The sequence below is a fragment of the Bradyrhizobium sp. B117 genome (assembly GCF_038969555.1).
Taxonomy (GTDB): domain Bacteria; phylum Pseudomonadota; class Alphaproteobacteria; order Rhizobiales; family Xanthobacteraceae; genus Bradyrhizobium.
Map to the genome: position 1 here is coordinate 6058839 of NZ_CP152414.1, position 18020 is coordinate 6076858.

The 18020-nt window shown below is 65.1% G+C and carries 16 protein-coding genes; 4 read left to right on the forward strand and 12 right to left on the reverse strand.

Annotation, left to right across the window (positions count from 1 at the left end):
• Positions 1-61: 61 nt before the first annotated feature.
• Both AAFG16_RS29715 and AAFG16_RS29720 read right to left on the reverse strand, forming a co-directional pair.
• Positions 62-874: a shikimate dehydrogenase gene (locus AAFG16_RS29715; protein ID WP_342730991.1), complete on the reverse strand. Its 813-nt coding sequence runs from the start codon at positions 872-874 to the stop codon at positions 62-64.
• Positions 871-2703, reverse strand: a complete 1833-nt coding sequence (locus tag AAFG16_RS29720) for an NAD(P)/FAD-dependent oxidoreductase (RefSeq protein ID WP_342730993.1) — start codon at positions 2701-2703, stop codon at positions 871-873. The genes AAFG16_RS29715 and AAFG16_RS29720 overlap by 4 nt, the downstream gene beginning before the upstream one ends.
• A gap of 179 nt (positions 2704-2882) precedes the next feature.
• Here AAFG16_RS29720 and AAFG16_RS29725 point away from each other — a divergent pair, with 179 nt between their 5' ends.
• Both AAFG16_RS29725 and AAFG16_RS29730 read left to right on the forward strand, forming a co-directional pair.
• A complete protein-coding gene (locus AAFG16_RS29725; protein ID WP_342730995.1) occupies positions 2883-4508 on the forward strand; it encodes a long-chain fatty acid--CoA ligase in 1626 nt (541 codons plus the stop codon).
• 55 nt (positions 4509-4563) lie between these two features.
• On the forward strand, positions 4564-5775 hold the full coding sequence (locus AAFG16_RS29730; protein ID WP_342730996.1) for an acyl-CoA dehydrogenase family protein: 1212 nt from the start codon (positions 4564-4566) through the stop codon (positions 5773-5775).
• A 658-nt stretch (positions 5776-6433) separates the two neighbouring features.
• Here the strand turns inward: AAFG16_RS29730 and AAFG16_RS29735 are convergent.
• Genes AAFG16_RS29735 through AAFG16_RS29750 form a run of 4 tightly spaced genes read right to left on the reverse strand, consistent with a single transcriptional unit; the run spans position 6434 to position 10027 of the window.
• Positions 6434-7300: an HlyD family secretion protein gene (locus AAFG16_RS29735; protein ID WP_283080056.1), complete on the reverse strand. Its 867-nt coding sequence runs from the start codon at positions 7298-7300 to the stop codon at positions 6434-6436.
• Entirely contained in the window at positions 7297-7503 is a 207-nt protein-coding gene (locus AAFG16_RS29740) for a DUF1656 domain-containing protein (RefSeq protein ID WP_342730997.1), read from the reverse strand. The genes AAFG16_RS29735 and AAFG16_RS29740 overlap by 4 nt, the downstream gene beginning before the upstream one ends.
• A complete protein-coding gene (locus tag AAFG16_RS29745; protein WP_342730998.1) occupies positions 7500-9551 on the reverse strand; it encodes an FUSC family protein in 2052 nt (683 codons plus the stop codon). The genes AAFG16_RS29740 and AAFG16_RS29745 overlap by 4 nt, the downstream gene beginning before the upstream one ends.
• A gap of 2 nt (positions 9552-9553) precedes the next feature.
• Positions 9554-10027: a MarR family transcriptional regulator gene (locus AAFG16_RS29750; protein ID WP_283080059.1), complete on the reverse strand. Its 474-nt coding sequence runs from the start codon at positions 10025-10027 to the stop codon at positions 9554-9556.
• Between the two features lie 90 nt (positions 10028-10117).
• On the opposite strand from AAFG16_RS29750, the gene AAFG16_RS29755 reads away from it, so the two are divergent.
• Positions 10118-11344 (forward strand): MFS transporter, encoded by a 1227-nt coding sequence (locus AAFG16_RS29755; protein WP_342731001.1) that lies wholly within the window; start codon positions 10118-10120, stop codon positions 11342-11344.
• A 65-nt stretch (positions 11345-11409) separates the two neighbouring features.
• On the opposite strand, the gene AAFG16_RS29760 is transcribed toward AAFG16_RS29755, so the two are convergent.
• The 5 genes from AAFG16_RS29760 to AAFG16_RS29780 form a co-directional block, all read right to left on the reverse strand.
• Complete coding sequence (locus AAFG16_RS29760; protein WP_342731003.1) at positions 11410-12318, reverse strand: amino acid ABC transporter substrate-binding protein; 909 nt, start codon at positions 12316-12318, stop codon at positions 11410-11412.
• Positions 12319-12462: 144 nt separating this feature from the next.
• Entirely contained in the window at positions 12463-13902 is a 1440-nt protein-coding gene (locus AAFG16_RS29765) for an amidohydrolase family protein (RefSeq protein ID WP_342731005.1), read from the reverse strand.
• A 17-nt stretch (positions 13903-13919) separates the two neighbouring features.
• Positions 13920-14945 (reverse strand): ABC transporter substrate-binding protein, encoded by a 1026-nt coding sequence (locus AAFG16_RS29770; RefSeq protein WP_342731007.1) that lies wholly within the window; start codon positions 14943-14945, stop codon positions 13920-13922.
• Positions 14946-14984: 39 nt separating this feature from the next.
• On the reverse strand, positions 14985-15761 hold the full coding sequence (locus AAFG16_RS29775) for an ABC transporter permease (RefSeq protein WP_342731009.1): 777 nt from the start codon (positions 15759-15761) through the stop codon (positions 14985-14987).
• Positions 15761-16618: an ABC transporter ATP-binding protein gene (locus AAFG16_RS29780; protein WP_342731011.1), complete on the reverse strand. Its 858-nt coding sequence runs from the start codon at positions 16616-16618 to the stop codon at positions 15761-15763. The genes AAFG16_RS29775 and AAFG16_RS29780 overlap by 1 nt, the downstream gene beginning before the upstream one ends.
• A 199-nt stretch (positions 16619-16817) precedes the next feature.
• Between AAFG16_RS29780 and AAFG16_RS29785 the strand changes: the two genes are divergently transcribed.
• Positions 16818-17576 (forward strand): GntR family transcriptional regulator, encoded by a 759-nt coding sequence (locus AAFG16_RS29785; RefSeq protein WP_342731013.1) that lies wholly within the window; start codon positions 16818-16820, stop codon positions 17574-17576.
• Here the strand turns inward: AAFG16_RS29785 and AAFG16_RS29790 are convergent.
• Complete coding sequence (locus AAFG16_RS29790; RefSeq protein ID WP_271572600.1) at positions 17573-17989, reverse strand: nuclear transport factor 2 family protein; 417 nt, start codon at positions 17987-17989, stop codon at positions 17573-17575. The genes AAFG16_RS29785 and AAFG16_RS29790 overlap by 4 nt on opposite strands.
• Between the last annotated feature and the right edge of the window lie 31 nt (positions 17990-18020).

Sequence of the window (18020 nt, forward strand, 5' to 3'; positions counted from 1 at the left end):
TTGCAATCGCTCAAGTCCCGATGGCTACAATCAATCCAGGCAAAGCCCTTGACACCAGCGGTCACGCCTCGTCCGTTCCCAGCAGGAAATCCACCATGATGCCCTGGTGCTGCTGGTACATGTCCGTGCCGGTCCCGGTCACGCAGCCGATCCGGCGGGCCGCCGCGATGAAGGGCGAGACCTCGGGCTTGGTGATGACGCAGCCGCAATAGGACGTCGGCGCTAGCCGCGCGACATCGACCGGCAGCGGATCGCCGTCGTTCATCCCCGCCGGTGTCGCATTGGCGACAAAATCGAAGCCCGCCGGATCGGTGCTGCCGACCCGCACCGGCGCCTTGCCGAGGGCATTGAGCCGGCCGATCAGCGCGTCGCGGCGTTCGGCCGCGCTGTCGTGAATGGCAAGCTCGCGCACGCCGGCCTCGACCAGCGCGAGCGCGATCGCCGATCCCGCGCCGCCGGCGCCGACGAGCAGCGCCCGCATGCCCGCAGGGTTGATCCCCTTCGCCCGCGCCGCACCGACGAAGCCGAGACCGTCCACCATGTCGCCATGCCACGCACCGTCGGCGCGCCGGCGCATCAGGTTGACGGTGCGCAGGAAATGCGCGCGCTCGGTCGCGCCGGCGCAGGCCTGGTAGCAGGCGAATTTGTGCGGGATGGTCACCACGATGCCGTCGAGATTCTTCAGCCGCGCTGCGACCGAAAGGAAGTCGGGCAGATCGCTCGGGGTGACCTGAATGGGCATCAGGATGCCGTCGTGGCCGCGTGCGGCGAAGGCGGCGCTCACGCCTTCGGGCGAGCGCACCTGCGCGATGGGATCGCCGACGATGACGTAGAGCCGCGTGGCGCCTGTCGGGGCCGGGATCGTGTTGCTCAAGCCGCAACCTCGGATGTCAATTCCAGCCCGTCCAGATTGCCCTCCTTGCGCCACTTGTCGAGCAGCCGCAGGAAGGCCACCGGCCCGCGCCAATATTGGCTGTTTCGCGCCGCGATCGGATCGAACACGCCCTCGTTGTTGTAATAGCCGGGCGTGCATTCGGCGAGATAAGTCTGGCGGCCGAGCGCGGCCTTGACGACCTCCTCGACCCAGGCGTTCTCGGCCGCCAGCGTCGGCTCCAGCGTGCGCGCCTTGCGCTTGCGCGCTTCGGCGATGACATAGGCGATATGCTGCGACTGCTCGTCGATGATGTGCGGGAAATTGGCGCTCTGGCCGGCCTGCACCGTGACGATCAGGAAACAGTTCGGGAAGCCGCGGCTGTAGAAGCCGTGCAGCGTCTTGACGCCGCCCTGCCAGCGCTCTGACAGGCTGGTGCCGTCGCGGCCGTAAACTTCAAAACCCATGCGGCGGGCGTAATCGGTGCCGACCTCAAAACCGCTGGCATAGATCAGGCAATCGAGCTCATAGGCCTTGCCGCCAGCCACGACGGCATTCTCGGTGATGCGCTCGACGCCCCGCCCTTTGGTGTCGACGAGATGCACATTGAGACGATTAAAAGTGTCGAGATATTCGTCATGAAAGCACGGCCGCTTGCAGAACGCCTTGTACCAGGGCTTTAGCGCCGCCGCGGCCGCCTCGTCCTTCACGATCGCATCGACGCGGGCGCGGATCTCCTCCATCTTGCGATAGTCGGCCTGCTCGATGACCTTCAGCGCCTCCTCCATCGAGGTCACCGGCTGCGGCTGGCGGCGCGGCGCCAGCAGGATCTCGCCGAGCAGGCCGGTCCAGCCGTCCTGCACCAGATCGCGCTCGACCGGCAGGCCTGAGATCACCGCGGTGAAATTGTCCATGCGCTCACGCTGCCAGCCGGGCTCGAGGCTCTCCGCCCAGTCCTGATCCGTCGGCCGGTCGTCGCGCACGCCGATCGCCGATGGCGTACGCTGGAAGACGTAGAGCGCCTTTGCCGCGCGGCCGAGATGCGGCACGCATTGCACGGCGGTAGCGCCGGTGCCGATGATGCCGACGCGCTTGTCGGCAAGGCCGGTCAGGTCACCTTCGGCGGTGCCGCCGGTATATCCATAATCCCAGCGGCTGGTGTGGAAGCTGTGGCCCCTGAAGCTTTCGATGCCGGGAATGCCCGGCAGCTTGGGGCGGCTCAGCGGGCCGCCGGCGAGGATGACGAAGCGGGCGCGGATACGGTCACCACGATCGGTCTCGACCAGCCAGCGCGCCTCCTGCTCCTGCCATTCCATCCGCGAGATCACGGTCTGAAACAATGCCCGCTCGTAGAGCGAGAAGTGACGGCCGATGCGGCGGGAGTGCTCGTAGATCTCGGGCGCCCGCGCATATTTGCGGACCGGCATGTAGCCGGTCTGCTCCAGCAGCGGCAGATAGATGTAGCTCTCGGTGTCGCAGGCAGCTCCAGGGTAGCGATTCCAGTACCAGGTACCGCCGAAATCGGCGGCCTTTTCCACGATGCGAAAATCGTCGATGCCGGCCGAGCGCAAACGCGCGCCGCACAAGAGACCGCCGAAGCCGCCGCCGACGATCAGAACTTCGGTTTGTTCGCTGACAGGCGCGCGCGCAAAGCCGGGATCGGCCCAGGGATCGTCGAGGTAACGGCCGAACTCGCCGGTCACCTCGACATATTGCGCCTTGCCCTCGCTGCGCAGACGGCGGTCGCGCTCGTCGCGATAGCGGGCACGAAGTGCGGAAATGTCGACCGTAGACTCGCCGGCTGTACCGGTCTTGTGTCTTTCCGCTGACATTCATTTCCTCCACGGCGAGCGCTGCTTCGCAGGCACTCACAGCAGGTTAGCCCTGAAAAAGTGACGCATGCAATCACATCAGCGGTTTTTTGCGTGAACGCCGCGTGACGTTCCGCTAACTTTGCAGCGCCAATCACAAGCCTATGCCGTGCAACGACATGGCGCTCCGGAGGGAAACGATGCAGGGATTGATGATGGACATGCCGCTGCTGATCAGCGGCCTGATCCAGTACGCCGCCGACTATCACGGCGAAGCGGAGATCGTCGCGCGCGAGATCGAGGGCGACATCCATCGCTACACTTATGCAGACGCCCATCCGCGCATCAAGCGCATGGCGCTGGCGCTCAAGCGGCTCGGCATGCAGCGTGGCGACCGCGTCGGGACGCTGGCCTGGAATACCCACCGGCATTTCGAGATGTTCTATGCCGCGCCGGGCATGGGCTATGTGCTGCACACCGTCAACCCGCGCCTGTTTCCCGAGCAGCTGATCTACATCATCAACCACGCCGAAGACCGGCTGCTGTTCATCGACCGCGCCACGCTGCCGATCGTCGAGGCGATCGCGCCGCAGCTGAAGACGATCGAGGCCTTTGTCGTGATGTCCTCGCGCGAGCGCATGCCGGAGACGAAGCTCGCCAACGTGCATTGCTACGAGGAGCTGCTGGACAAGGAGAGCGATGCCGGCTTCACCTGGCCGGAGTTCGACGAAAAATCCGCCTCCACCATCTGCTATACCTCGGGCACGACCGGCAACCCCAAGGGCGTGATCTACTCGCACCGCGCCGCGATCCTGCAGACCATGACCTGCTGCAATTTCGACTTCCTGCCCGGCCATGTCGAGGGCGTGCGCGAGGTGATGATGCCGATGGCGCCGCTGTTCCATGGCAACGGCTGGAACATGCCGTTCACTGCGCCCTATACCGGATCGAAGCTGGTGCTGCCCGGCCGCAATTACGAGCCCGACAAGCTCTATGAATTGCTCGAGGGCGAGAAGGTGACACTGTCGGCGGGCGTGCCGAGCTTCTGGCTGATCCTGCTCGACTGGCTTGGGCGCACCGGCAACAAGTTCTCCACCTTGCGCGCGACGCTGTCGTCCGGCTCGGCACCGCCGCGCGCGATGGTCGAGAAGCTCAAGCGCGACTACAACGTCGACTATATCCAGGCCTGGGGCATGACCGAGGCGCTGGGCTGCTCGATGCCGGGCTTGCGACCGGGCTCGGAGTATCTCGGCGACAAGGAGAAGTTCGATCGCCGTCAGGTCTCCGGCCGCGCCTGCTTCGGCACGCATTTGCGCATCGTCGACGATGCCGGCAATGAGCTGCCGCGCGACGGCAAGACCGTCGGCCATTTGCGCGCCCGCGGTCCCTGGGTCGCTTCCGGCTACATGAAGCTCGACGAAGGCCTCGACCGCGACGGCTGGCTGATCACCGGCGACATGGCAGTGATCGACAGCCAGGGTCACGTCACCCTCACCGACCGCTCCAAGGACGTGATCAAGTCCGGCGGTGAGTGGATCTCCTCGATCCAGCTCGAGGACATCGCGCTGTCGCACCCCGACGTTCTGCAAGCTGCCGTCGTCGCCATCGCGCACGAGAAATGGCAGGAGCGTCCCCTGCTCCTTGTCGTCCGCAAGAAAGGCGCCACCGTCGACGGCAAGGCGCTGCTCGATCACATGCGCCCGAAGATCGCGAGCTGGTGGCTGCCCGACGCCGTCGAATTCCTCGACGAATTCCCGATGACGGGCACCGGCAAGGTGCTGAAATCGGCGCTGCGCGAGAAGTTCAAAGAGTATCGCGTCGCCTGACGCGACGTACAATTGCGCCGCACGCTGCGCCGTTCATCGATCAAGGAGACCTAAAATGCTCTACCCGATGTCGCCCAAAGTCGTCGAGCTCAAGCGCAAGCTGGAAAGCTTCATGGACCGACACATCTATCCGAACGAGGAACGCTTCTATCGCGAGGCGGAAGAGCTCGGGCCGTGGAAGGTCTATCCCGTCGTCGAGGAGCTGAAGCCGCTCGCACGCGCCGAAGGGCTGTGGAATCTGTTCCTGCCGGAGTCGCGCCACGGCGCCGGCCTCACCAATCTCGAATATGCTCCGCTCTGCGAAGTCATGGGCCGCTCGCATCTCGCGCCCGAAGTGTTCAACTGCTCCGCGCCCGACACCGGCAACATGGAGGTTCTGGAGCGCTACGGCAGCGAGAAGGACAAGGAGCGCTGGTTGAAGCCGCTGCTATCAGGCGAGATCCGCTCCTGCTTCGCCATGACCGAGCCGGCGGTCGCCTCGTCCGATGCGACCAACATCGAGAGCTCGATCGTGCGCGACGGCGACCATTACGTCATCAACGGCCGCAAATGGTACACCACGAACGCGACCGACCCGCGCTGCAAGATCTGCATCTTCATGGGCAAGACCGATCCCGACAATCCGGACCGCCACAAGCAGCAATCGATGATCCTGGTGCCGATGGACACGCCCGGCATCGAGGTCAAGCGTCCCCTGCCCGTGTTCGGCTTCTACGGCGTGCCCGATCGGGCCTCCGAGGTCGTCTTCACCAACGTGCGCGTGCCCAAGGAAAACATGCTGCTCGGCGAAGGCCGCGGTTTTGAGATCGCGCAGGGCCGCCTCGGCCCGGGCCGCATCCACCACTGCATGCGGCTGATCGGCCTTGCCGAGCGCACGCTGGAGAAGATGTGCCGCCGCGTGCGCAGCCGTATCGCCTTCGGCAAGCCGGTCTCCGAGCAGACCGTGACGCAGGAGCGTATCGCCGAAGCCCGCATCATGATCGAGCAGGCCCGGCTGCTGACGCTCAACGCCGCCTACGCCATGGACACCGTCGGCAACAAGGTCGCGAAAAGCGAGATCGCGATGATCAAGGTCGCGGTGCCCAACATGGCCTGTCAGATCATCGACTGGGCGATCCAGGCCCATGGCGGCGGCGGCACGTCGAACGATTTCGGCCTGACGCAGGCTTACGCGACGGCGCGTCTGCTGCGGCTTGCGGATGGGCCGGACGAGGTGCACCGCAACCAGATCGCACGGTTCGAACTGAAGAAATATTCGAACGCGTAAGCCGACGCTGGCGCGTCGGTACCAGAGAGTGCGCTAGAGGATCGTCGTCTAGTCGACTCTTGGCGGCTCCTGGATGGGCGAAGATACATTCTGATTCGAAATCGCTTCGAGGATCGCTCCGAAAATGATGATCGGCAAATAGAACGCAAGCATGATTTTATTCCTCCTGCTGTGACAACTTGGCCTGTAAGGCCAGGTTCCTTAAATTGACGCTCGCCCGCCTCGGAACATTGTCGGTGCTTACCAAGCTACCGACGAACCCGTGTCGCAGGCCGGATCAAGAGCGCATCGCGTCAATCGCATGGGCGATCAGAACGACTGCGCTTGCGGCAATGAGAAACACAAACAACCAGCTCACGTCCGCCTCCGATCCCGGAAGTGAACGCGTTCATCCGTGCACAGTCAAAAACCATCGGTCTGGAACCGTTATTCTGCTGCTCGCTGATGCTTCGCCGCAACAATTGCATCTGCTATCGGCGCTATCGGCAGAACGCCAAAAGGAGCAACGTGCCGACGACGCAGGCCGCTAGGATTAAAAACCAAACGCCCATGCAGTCCCCCGACTCAACACGCGAGTCAGGATTAGCCTTACGACTTGGCATTGAAATGCTTGTTGCCGGTTTTCCCCAGGGCCAAGCGCGATCATCTGCTCGCGCCGTTAGTCCAATACCTCCACCGTCGCCGAGCGGCCGGCCACCAGTGACAGGGCTTCAGGCACCGGGTCCAGCGCGATGCGCACCGGCACGCGCTGGGCGAGGCGCACCCAGCTGAAGGTGGGGTTCACGTTCGCAAGCAGATTTGCGCCCTCGGCGCGGTCGCGGTCCTCGATGCCGGCGGCGATGCTCTCGACGTGGCCGGTCAGCGTGGCCTTCTCGCCCATCAGGCGGACCTGGACCTTGTCGCCGACGCGGATGCGCGCGAGCTTTGTCTCCTCGAAATAACCCTCGACATGCAGCGTGTCGGTATCGACCAGGGCCATCACGCCCTTCCCGGCCGTGACGTAAGCGCCGGGGCGCAGATCCATGTTGGTGATCACGCCGTTGACGGAGGCGCGGACCTCGCTGCGGTCGAGGTTGAGCTGGGCGACGGCACGATCGGCGACGGCCTGATCGAACGCCGCCTTGGCCTGGAGCTGGGTCGCCAGCACCTGCTCCTGCTTCTGCTGCGAGACGGCATCGGTCGTCAGCGTGCTGTAGCGCTTCAGATCGGCATTGGCCTGGTCGAGCGTCGCCTGATGACCAGCGACCGACGCATCGGCCTGCCGCAGCGCCAATGCGAAGCGCTCGCGGTCGATCCGGAACAGCACGTCGCCGCGACGGACCTTCTGGTTGTCCTTGACCAGCACCTCGGTCACGAAGCCTGAGACATCAGGGGCAACCTGCACCACGTCGGCGCGCACGCGGCCGTCGCGGGTCCAGGGCGACTCCATGTAATAGACCCAGAGTTCGCGGCCGACGGCGAGCGCGGCGACAACGACGATGATCGTCAGCGCGAGGCGACCAAGCCCGGCAAGATTTCCTTTCATGAGAGATACTCCGAGAGATAGACGACGCCGCCGAGAAGGCAGACGAAAATCGCGAAATCGAACAGCGCGCGGTGCCAGACCAGCCGGTAGAGGTCGAAGCGTTGCATGAAGCGGCGCTGCATCGCGCTCAGCGCATAGGCGATGATGATCCACAGCAGCAACGCCGGCACCAGCACGCCGTAGATGTCGATCACATACCTCATGCCGCAACACTCTCGCCTGCGCGCGGCCGATAGGCCGGCGCGTCCGGAAACAGGCCGCGGCGGATACCGACGAGGCCGATCAAGGCGTCTTCGCGCGCTTTCTCATTGGGATCTTTCACCGCCTGTGCGAGCGCCCGATCGACGCTCGCCAGAAGCTCGAGCGGCATCCCCCCGCCGGCATAGCTGCGGCAGGCGGCGGCAAGCTGGTCGAGCATGTCGTCGATGACGGAGATGGTCGATATCGCGAGGCCATAGCGCGCGCGGCGAAGGTCGATGATGTTCAGCCCGATGCGGAGCTGAACCAGGCTGTCGGTGTCGCGGCGATCGCTTTCGGAGAGGAAGGCGATGCGCTGCACCAGCAATCCAAGGCGGTGCAGCATCAGGCCGGCGAACTCGGCACGGTCGCGCTTGCCGCGGCGCTCGGCGGCAAGCGCGATCGTCTTCCAGCTCGACAACACCAGGCGGTTGGCGATCCACTCCGCGCCGACCCCGCGCGCAATCCGCGTCACGATCTCTGCGATGACGACGCCAATGAAAAAGGCGACGGCCGAGTTGGCGTAGGAGGCGAAATCGGCGCTGTAGGTCGACTGGATCGCAAGCAGGGTCGCGGTGTTGGCCGCGAGCGCCATGCCGGCCCCCGCGGTGGCGGGACGGCCGATCAGGAAGCCATAGAGCAGGAACGTCGGCGCCAGCGCGACGATCAGGACCTCGAGATGGGAGATCGCCGGCACGATCGCAAACAGATAGACCGCGACGACGACGATGGCGACCAGCGACCACAGACCGAAGCTGCGGATGAAGCGCGCCGGCTCGTCCTGTGCGGCAAAGAACGAGCAGGCGACCGCCGCCATCATCGGCGCCGATGCGCCGTCCGGCCAGCCGGTGCCGATCCAGAACGCGCAGCAGATCAGGATCGCCGTCGCAGCACCTGCCGCCGACCACAGCGCGAGGCCGCGGTCCCTGTGGCGCACGGGCGCTGCGCCCGCCTCCGAATGGAAGGCGAGATCGAGCGTCGAGACATTGCGGCCATCGGCAATCGCCTCGGTCAGCGCGCGGCAGTCGCGCGAGAGGTCGACCAGCTCGCGCAGCCGCAACAACAGGCTGGTGGTGATGATCCGCTCCCAGGAGGCGCTGCCATCGAGCGCCGCCTGCCGCTCCGCGATCATGGCGCGGATGCGTTCCGCCGGCTGGCGCGCGCCGACGTCGCTCGTGATCCATTGCGCGAGATCCTCCAGCAGGCGCTTCAGCTCGGGCTGCCGGCGCAACGCCTCCTCGCCCAGCGCCGCGAGCCGATCCTCCAGCGAGGCGATCACGGGCAGCAGCATCAGCATGCGCAGCCGGATTTCACCAAGGCCGGTCACGGCATTGCGATCGGTCAGCCGGTCATAGGCGAGATGCGTGGAGAGCGTGTCGATCTCGACGATGTCGGTCGCGAGCTTGAGGCGTCTGCCGCGACGCGTTTCGCTCGTTCCCTGACGCAACAGCACCGCCTCGCTCAGGCCCTGCGCATCCGACAGCCAGGTGTCGACCCGATGGGCGACGGCCGGCGCGACGCTGCGCGGGAAGACGATGGTGGAGACGAGGCTGGCGCAGATGATGCCGAGCGAAATCTCCTCGACCCGCGCCACGGCGATGTCGAAGATGGCACCGGGCTCGGAGACCGAGGGAAAGCCGATCAAGGCGACCGTATATCCGGCCAGCATGAAGACGTAGCTGCGCGGCGTGCCGTCGAGCAGAGACAAATAGAGGCAGAGTCCCACCCAGAGCGCGATCGCAAGGCTCAGCAGTTCCGGCGCGTCGATCAGGTGCGGCACCAGCGCCACCGTCATGGTCGCGCCGACCAGCGTGCCGATCACGCGGAAGAAGGCCTTCGAGCTGGTCGCGCCCGCGAGCGGCTGCGAGGTGATGTAGACGGTTGCCATCGCCCAATAGGGCCGCGGCAGGTCCATGGCCAGCGCGATGACGAGCGCCAGCATCGACGCGGCGAACGTCTTCAAAGCAAAAATCAGGTCCGCGTGGCGGACCAGGAACGGCTCATCGGCGCGCATGGCTACTTCGCCTCTGGGCCTGTCTTAACGTCCTGCAGACGGCTGGCCCGCTGTTCGATGCGCTGAAGAGTCTCGAAGGTTATCGCAAGTTCCTCGGGCTCGATATCCCTCAGCAGGCTCGCGCGCACCCGGCGCAGCACCCGGTTGGTCTCCTCGACCTTGGCCGCGCCCGCTTTCGTGAGGTGGAGCGTTTTGGCACGGCGGTCGGTCGGGTCCTCCCGGCGTTCGACCAGGCCCTCGGCCTGAAGCAGATCGATCAGGCGCACCAGCGACGGCCCTTCGATGCCGAGTTCGTCCGCGAGAACACCCTGGCGGACGTTCTCGCCCTGGCGCGACAGCAACAGCAGCGGGATAGCGGTCGCATAGGACAAGCCGTGCTCGGACAGCGCAGAATCCGACTCGCGCCGCCACATCCGCCCCAAGCGCGTGATCAGCCGGCCGATCTCGGCATAGATGAAGCCTTGCGAGGGTGCCATGCAAATTAGATAGGACGCGAACTATTAGTTTGCAACTATATACTCCCCATCGCGGCGGCGATCACGCAGAAGCGAACGAGGACAGACGCCATGGGACCGGGTTCCCCGGCACATGCAGCCGAGACGATGGCCGGTCACAGCGCGCTGACGCTGGTCCCGACCTTCATCGTCGTGGCCGTGGACGCCACCGGCATGGGCATCATCCTGCCATTGCTGCCGTTCTATTCGCAGCGGCTCGGCGCTACGCCCTTCGTGCTCGGCGCGCTGATCTCGGTCTATGCGGTGTGCCAGCTCATTGCAGGGCCCGCGGTCGGGATACTCTCGGACCGTTACGGCCGGCGGAAGGTGCTCGTGGTGAGCCAGATCGGGACACTGATCGGATTCGTCCTGCTCGCGCTCGCCGGCAATCTGACGCTGGTGTTCCTGGCCCGCATCATCGACGGCCTGACATCAGGCAACATCTCGGTCGCCCACGCCTATGCCGCCGAGCACAGCGCGCCGGCGACGCGCAAACAGGCGCTCGGCATGACCAGCGGTGCGATCGGCACCGGGCTGCTCCTCGGCCCGGCGCTGTCGAGCTTCCTCGTGCACTACGGCCAGACCGCGCCCGTGTGGGCCGCGGCTGCGCTCTCGCTGATCAGCATCTTTGCGACCATCGCCCTGCTCCCGCCTGACCATCCCGCCGTCGAACCACTCTACCAGCACCGCGTGCCCGAGCCCACGCTGACCCGCAGCCTGCTCGGCATGCGCTACGCCTGGCGCCTGCTCGGCCTCCTCATCGTGTTCTTCTTCGTCAACTCGATGTTCCTGTCGCAGATCGGCCTGTTCCTGTCGGCGCGGTTCTCCTGGGAGGGACATGCCTTCGGCGCGCGCGAACTTGGATGGATCTTTGCCTATGCCGGCTTCATCAACATGGTGGTCCAGGGCCTCTTGATCACCCGCGCCAACATCATCGCCTCCGATCGCTCGATCGTCATGGCGGCGTTCGCCTGCATGGGGCTTGGCTTTGCAGGCCTTGGGGCCGAGAACAATGTCGGCCTGCTCGCGGTCAACCTGACGCTGATCATCGTCGGCACGATGTTCGCGCGGAGCACGCTGACAGCGGAGCTGTCGCGCTCGACCGCGATCAACCGCCAGGGCATGATCATGGGCCTCAATCAGTCGCTGATGTCAGGCGCGAACATCAGCGCCCCGCTGGTCAGCGGCGCGCTGATCGGTCACCGGCTGTTCGTGGCGTGGGCGCTTGTCATGGCCGCGATCGCGGCGATTGGCGCAGCGCTGGCTGGTCAGCTGCTCGAGACGCCGCGGACGCGATAGGATAGATCAAGCTAAGCGCGCGATGCTCACCTCTCCCTTCGGGAGAGGTGAAAGCAGCGCTCACCTCACTTCACCACGTAGACGTCCGGATCGGCGCTCGAGCTCGGGTTCTTGAAGGCATTGCGCAGGGCCGACGACATCGGGACGTTGTAGTTGATGCCGTTCGGCGGCGTCGGCGATTCCAGCCAGCGCTTATAGAGCGCTTCGATCTCCGGGCTGGCGTAGAGCTCCGCCGTGGCGCGATCGGCGAGCGCCTTGAACGGTGCATCCTCCCTCCGCAGCATGATCCCGAAGGGCTCGGCCTTCGCAAACGTCTCCTCGCTGATCATGAACAGGGCCGGCTCCTTCGAGCGCGCGATCGCGACCGCGAGCTGGACGTCGTCGAGCGCATAAGCCTGGGCGCGATCGGTTTCCAGCAGCAGGAACGCCTCGGCCTGGTCCACGGCCGGCATGATCTTGATGCCGAGATTGCGCTCGGTGTTGACCTTGGCGAGCTGGTTCAGGTTGACCGAGCCCGCCACCGCCGTGACCGCCTTGCCCTTGAGATCGTCGATGGTGTTGATCTTGGCGGCCTTCTTGGCCGCGAACCGCGTCGCGCTGAGGAAGTGCGTGTTGGTGAAGGCGACCTGCTTCTGGCGGTCGGCGTTGTTGGTGGTCGCCGAGCAGTGCAGGTCGAGCGTGCCGTTGACCATCAGCGGAATGCGGTTCGACGACGTCACGGCGACATAGTCGACGGCGATGTCGGGCATGGCGAGCTGCTTCTTCACCGCGTCGACGATCTTGAGGCAGATATCCATGGCGAAGCCGACCGGCTTCTGGTTGCCGTCGAGATAGCTGAACGGGACCGAGGCCTCCTGATAGCCCAGCGCGATCTTCTTGGTCTCCTTGATCTTCTGGAGCGTGCCGGTGAGGTCCTCGGCTGAGGCTGCGCCTGCAAGGCATGTCAGGGCGAGGACAAGGGTAGGAAGACGCATCGGGGGCTCCTCAAGGGGGTCATCGGCCGCGTCGGCGCGCAGCCGCGCGTGTGATAGCCCAGAGCCAGACCGATCACCAGACGAGGTTCCGCCTATCAGCTATCGCGGTTTTGTATCGGCCCGGCCGCGCGGAGCGCCCCCGCCCTAGTCGCAGGTGAGCTGCTGCTCGAACCAGCCGGATAGGCGCTCCGACAGCGGCGGCCACATCCGCTGGAAATTCGTGTAGCGGCCGACATTGGCGCGATACATCGCCCGCAACTCGTGCTCGATCGCGGGCAAGTCTACACCCGTGCAGACGCCATCCCTCACGATCGTTTGGCCGCCGACGACGACCTCGTTGACCAGCGATGCATTGCCGCGTGCAAACAGCAGCGCCATGGGATCGACGGGCATGATCCGGTCGCGATCGAGCCGGTCGAGATCGATCACGACATAGTCGGCGGGGTGACCGGCGACGAGCTCGCCGCTTCCGGGCGCACCGGTGGCGCGGCGACCATTGCGGATGGCGAGCGCAAACATCTCGGCTGGCGTCCAGGTCTGTTTGAAACCGACGCCGCCATGGACCAGCTGCACCAGCCGCATCTCGCGCAGGATGTCGTCGTCCTCGTCCAGCGCCAGCCCGTCCACGCCAACGGCGATGGCGCAGCCGCATGTGTGCGCGGCGGCGATCGGAGCGAGCCCCGAGCGCAGATGCATGTTCGAGCTGAAATTGGTGACGATGCGCGCACCTGACGCCGCGATCATCTCGATCTCGTCCGGGCGGGCGTGGATGCAGTGCGCCAGCGTCAGCCGGTCGGAGAGGAAGCCGATGTCACGCAGCCACCGCACCATGTCCGGAAAATTCTGGTCGGCCCAGGCGCGCTGGTACACGGTCTCCAAGAGATGCATGTGAATGCGGCGGCCGGTCAGTGCCGAATTCTCCGCCACCGCCTCCAGCAGCGGCTTCGAGCACCATTGCACGCCGGCGGGACCGAGCTGCACGTCCACCATCGGGCCCGCGATGGCGGCGGCGATGGCGTCGGTCAACTCGATATAGGCCTTCGGCGACATCGGCGCGCGGACGAAGAGGTCTTCGATGGTCTTGCGGTCGTCGCCGGGAAGAGACGAGAGCACCGGCCCGGCATCACCGTACACGATCGGATTCTGGTCGCGCACTGCGATCGCAAAGGCCATGCGGATGCCGACGTCCGATGCCGCTCTCGCAACTGCCCTGGCTTCATCGAGCAAAGGCATCGTCCCGCTCGGTCTCGTATAATGCACCATCATGGCGGCGCAGCCGGCCTTGGCCGAACGCGCCAGCGCGGACGCCGCGGTCAGATACGGATCGACCGGCGTGCCGAGTACCGTCCGCAATATCCAGCTTTCGAGGGGCATGCCGACCGCACCGAAGGACGACGCGGTGGCACGAGCGTGGTCGTGCGCGTTGACGAAGGCCGGAATGACGAAGGATCGTGGGCCGCTGGCAGGCCCCGCTCCTTCCGAGATGCCGGTGATGACGCCGCCGTCGTGCCGCAGCACGACATTGTCGCTGATAGCTTGGTCGGGGCCACGAAACAGGCTGGTTGCCGAAATCTCCGTGGCCATGACCGTCCCTCCGAAATTCAGTTGGCAGTATACACCAACTCCCGCTCCGCGCGCGGCGGCAGGAATTCGCGCGAGAAGACTTCCGCCGGGGTCGGGGCACGGGCGAGCTGATAGCCCTCGACCACGATGCCGATGGCGCGCGTCATGCGGTCGTCCTTGATATCGCCGATGCCGATCTCCTTCATCTCCGGCGAGACGATCAGCTTGTCGAAGGAATATTGCAGCCGGCGCTTCTCGACGGCGACGTCGATCAGATTGTCGTAGTTCAGCGCCGCCTTCATGCCGGCATTCTGGTCCTTGGCGACCGCGATCGCGCCCTTGTTGATAGCGCGCACGAGGCCGGCCACCGCCTTCGGGTTCGACGCGATCAGCTTCTTGGAGACCATGACGCCGTTGGAGTAGAGATCGAGGCCATACTCACCGAACGAGAACCATTTGAAGTCCTTGTCCGGGTCCTGGCGGTTGAGCACGAGGTTGAAGTAGCTGGTGATGTTGAACACGAGGGCGGCATCGATGTCGCCCTTGATCAGCATCGGCTCCTGCAGGTTCGGGGCCATGTTGGAGATCTTGATCTTCTCGCCGTCGAGCCCGTTCTTGCGGGTGAACACGGGCAAGAGCCGCGTGGTCGGCGTGCCCTGCGCGCCGCCGAGGGTGTGGCCCTCGAAATCCTTGATGGTGTTGATGCCGCTGGTCTTCTTGGCGACGATCGCGAATGGCGGCTGGTTCCACATCATGTAGACCATGACGGGCGCCTCCTGCGGCTTGGTCGAGGCGTTCTGGATGATGGCGTTGACGTCGCCGAAGCCGGCGTCGTAGGCGCCCGACATCACGCGCGTGACGGTGGCGCCGGAGCCCTCGCCCTGGTCGATGATGACGTTGAGGCCTTCCTCCTTGAAGAAGCCGTTGTCCTTGGCGTAGAAGAACGCGGCGTCGCTGCCTTGCGTCTTCCAGCCCAGCGTGAACTTGATGGTGGTTTCCTCGGCCGTGGCGGCGCCTGCGGACAGGGCCAATCCCAGCAGCGCGACAGTTACTTTTCTCAACATCGAGACCTCCTCAGCTTCGTTGCGTGACGGTTCGGGATTTCAGGTGGCGATGACGTCGTTCTTGCGCGTGGCCCAGCCGGTGACCTGCCCCTCGATCAGCGAGAACACCACGTAGAGCGCGACGCCGAGACCGGCGAGCACGAACAGGCCGGCGAACACCAGCGGCACGTTGAAATTCGAGGACGCGGTCATCATGACGTTGCCGATGCCGCGGTTGGAGGCGACGGTCTCCGACAGCACCGCGCCGACGAAGGCATAGGAGATCGCGACCTTCAGCGAAGCGAAGAAGAACGGCATGGTTCTGGGCAGACCGACATTCCAGAGAATGTCGAACTTGCTGGCGCCGAGGGCCTTCAAGACGTCCTCGAGCTCGGGCTCGGTGGTCGCAAGGCCCGTGGCGATGTTGACCACGATCGGGAAGAAGCAGATCGACAGCGCGGTCAGCACCGCCGGCACGGTGCCGGAGCCGAACCACAGCACGAAGATCGGCACCACCGCGACCTTGGGGATCGAGGAGAAACCGATCAGCAGCGGATAGCAGGTGTCATAGGCCATCTTCGAGACGCCGATGATGGCGCCGAGGGCGACACCGAGAGCGACGCCAAGGACGAAGCCGAACATGGTGGTGGCGAGCGTCTGCACGATGTGCGGCCACAGCACCGGGAAGCGCTGCACCAGCGTCACGAACACCTGCGAGGGCCGTGGCAGTACCAGGTCCGACATACCCGTCATCAGGCAGAACAATTCCCAGGCGACGAAGAACAGCACGATCAGTCCCGCCGACCACGCCTTCTGCCTGACATCGATCCCGAACATCAGCCTGCCCCCTGCTCAGCCGCGCTGCGCGCATCCTCGATGAAGGCGCGCAGCTTCTGGTTCAGCGCGACGAAATCCGGCTCGAACGTCATGGCGACGGTGCGCGGCCGCGCGAACTCGACGCGGCTGTCGTCGAGAATGCGGCCGGGACGCGCGCTCATCACGCAGATGCGGCTGGCAAGGAAGCCGGCCTCGCGCAAATCGTGCGTCACCAGCAGCACGGTCGGCTTGTGCGTCATCCAGAGGTTCTGGAGGATCGCCCACAGCTCCTCGCGTGTGAACTGATCGAGCGCGCCGAAAGGCTCATCGAGCAGCAGCATACGCGGCTCGTGGATCAGCGCGCGGCAGAGATTGGCGCGCTGGAGCATGCCGCCGGAGAGCTGCCAGGGATAACGGTTGCCGAAGCCCTTGAGGCCGACCTGCTCCAGCAGTGCGTTGGCCTTGTCGCGAAACTCGGTCTTGCGCAGCTTGCGGAAGTTCGAGCGGAACGGCTCGACGATCTTCAGCGGCAGCATGATGTTCCGCTCGATCGTCATCCACGGCAGCATGGTCGGGTTCTGGAAGGCCATGCCGACCCGCATCGCCCGCGCCGCCACCTCGCGGCCGCCAACGATGACGACGCCGCTGGTCGGCTGCACCAGGCCGCTGACGAGACGCAAAATGGTCGATTTGCCGCATCCGGACGGGCCGACCAGTGCGACAAACTCGCCATCGGCGATCCGCAAGCTGGTCTTCGACAGAGCGGGCACGGCGCGATCGCCGCGCCCGAAGGTCACGGAGGCCTCGGACAGCTCGATCGCGGTGACGGCGGTGCCTTCGGGAACGGGCCGGCCGTCAAACTGGTCGTTAGGTTGCATGCGCATCACAGCCAAAGTGCATGCAAGCTGGATGCCAGCCGTCCATTCCACCAAAATCAATGATTTGACCAATCGACGCGCCGATCGGCCGGATTCGGTTTGGGCAATCCAGGCACCAAACTGCATGCAATTGGTGCGCTGGATTGGCGCAGGTCTATGCTAAAGAGAGCCTTCGACCCTTCCCCTCAAGGATTCGCCGATGGCGGCGCGCCCCACCAGCAAGACTTCTGAATCGTCCGACAAGGTCAGCATGATCTGCCGCGCGCTCCGGCGTGCGATCATCGAGCAGGCACTCGAGCCTGGCGCCAAGCTGCCGGAGGATTCGCTCGGCGAGCGTTTCGGCGTCAGCCGCACCATTGCCCGCCATGCACTGGGGCAGCTCGCCGCCGAAGGCCTGGTCGAGCTGCGCCGCAACCGCATCGCGGTGGTGGCAACGCCGAGCTGGCAGGAGGCCCGCGATGCCTTCGACATCCGCATCGAGCTCGAGCGCCTTGTCGTCCGCCAGCTCGCGGGCAAGCTGACCAAGCCCCAGATCGCCGAGCTGAACGCCCATGTCGATGCCGAGGACCGCGCGCGCGGCGGCACGGATGCGGTCTCGATCCGACTTGCCACCGAATTCCACATCCTGCTCGCGCAGATGACGAACAGCCCGATCCTGGTGCGCTATGTCAGCGAGGTCGCCTATCGCTGCTGCCTGACGCTGTCGCTCTACAGCCGGCCGCATTCGACCGAATGCGCCATCAACGAGCACCGCGCCATCATCGCGGCGCTCGCCAAGGGCGACGAGGCCAAGGTGATGGACTTGATGCATCATCACCTGGATTCCGTGGCCAATCGCGCGCTGGTCGCCCCCACTCCGCAGCGCGGCCGCGACCTGCTCGATATTCTCGCGCCCTATGCCGACGAGGTGACGAGCGACCGCGTCGTCAAGCTGCCGAAAGTCGCGCGAAGAGGTTAAGCTTCGATGCCGCGCTGGACGAGGATGCGCTCGGCGCTGTCGTTCCAGACATCCATCTTCACGATCTGCCCGCCCCTCACGACGAAGCGATCGACATAGCGATTGCCCTCGAACGGCGTGCCGTCCATCCACTCGCCATAGAGCGTGCCGACGCTGTAGACGACCGTTTCGTCGGCGCCGGGGCAGACGTCGAACCGGTCCATCTTCTTCTTGACCCAGCGATAGCGCTTCGCATTGAAGCCGGTCGGCCCGCGCGGATGATCGAACTCGCGCCCGCCGGTGAACGTGATCACCGTCCCCGGCTTCATATAGGCTGCCGCTGCGTCGGGATCGGGTATCATGGAGGCCGTCAGATAGGCCTCCACGATCTCGGCGTCGGTCATCGGGCGTTCGGCTTTGGCGGGGGTGGACATGACGGGTTCTCCGTGGTGCCGGTACTCTACA

Excerpts from the sequence above, each read along its gene's own strand:
- AAFG16_RS29720 (WP_342730993.1), bottom strand. The coding sequence starts at position 2,703 with ATGTCAGCGGAAAGACACAAGACCGGTACAGCCGGCGAGTCTACGGTC.
- AAFG16_RS29725 (WP_342730995.1), top strand. The coding sequence starts at position 2,883 with ATGCAGGGATTGATGATGGACATGCCGCTGCTGATCAGCGGCCTGATC.
- AAFG16_RS29730 (WP_342730996.1), top strand. The coding sequence starts at position 4,564 with ATGCTCTACCCGATGTCGCCCAAAGTCGTCGAGCTCAAGCGCAAGCTG.
- AAFG16_RS29735 (WP_283080056.1), bottom strand. The coding sequence starts at position 7,300 with ATGAAAGGAAATCTTGCCGGGCTTGGTCGCCTCGCGCTGACGATCATC.
- AAFG16_RS29740 (WP_342730997.1), bottom strand. The coding sequence starts at position 7,503 with ATGAGGTATGTGATCGACATCTACGGCGTGCTGGTGCCGGCGTTGCTG.
- AAFG16_RS29745 (WP_342730998.1), bottom strand. The coding sequence starts at position 9,551 with ATGCGCGCCGATGAGCCGTTCCTGGTCCGCCACGCGGACCTGATTTTT.
- AAFG16_RS29750 (WP_283080059.1), bottom strand. The coding sequence starts at position 10,027 with ATGGCACCCTCGCAAGGCTTCATCTATGCCGAGATCGGCCGGCTGATC.
- AAFG16_RS29755 (WP_342731001.1), top strand. The coding sequence starts at position 10,118 with ATGGGACCGGGTTCCCCGGCACATGCAGCCGAGACGATGGCCGGTCAC.
- AAFG16_RS29760 (WP_342731003.1), bottom strand. The coding sequence starts at position 12,318 with ATGCGTCTTCCTACCCTTGTCCTCGCCCTGACATGCCTTGCAGGCGCA.
- AAFG16_RS29765 (WP_342731005.1), bottom strand. The coding sequence starts at position 13,902 with ATGGCCACGGAGATTTCGGCAACCAGCCTGTTTCGTGGCCCCGACCAA.
- AAFG16_RS29770 (WP_342731007.1), bottom strand. The coding sequence starts at position 14,945 with ATGTTGAGAAAAGTAACTGTCGCGCTGCTGGGATTGGCCCTGTCCGCA.
- AAFG16_RS29775 (WP_342731009.1), bottom strand. The coding sequence starts at position 15,761 with ATGTTCGGGATCGATGTCAGGCAGAAGGCGTGGTCGGCGGGACTGATC.
- AAFG16_RS29780 (WP_342731011.1), bottom strand. The coding sequence starts at position 16,618 with ATGCAACCTAACGACCAGTTTGACGGCCGGCCCGTTCCCGAAGGCACC.
- AAFG16_RS29785 (WP_342731013.1), top strand. The coding sequence starts at position 16,818 with ATGGCGGCGCGCCCCACCAGCAAGACTTCTGAATCGTCCGACAAGGTC.
- AAFG16_RS29790 (WP_271572600.1), bottom strand. The coding sequence starts at position 17,989 with ATGTCCACCCCCGCCAAAGCCGAACGCCCGATGACCGACGCCGAGATC.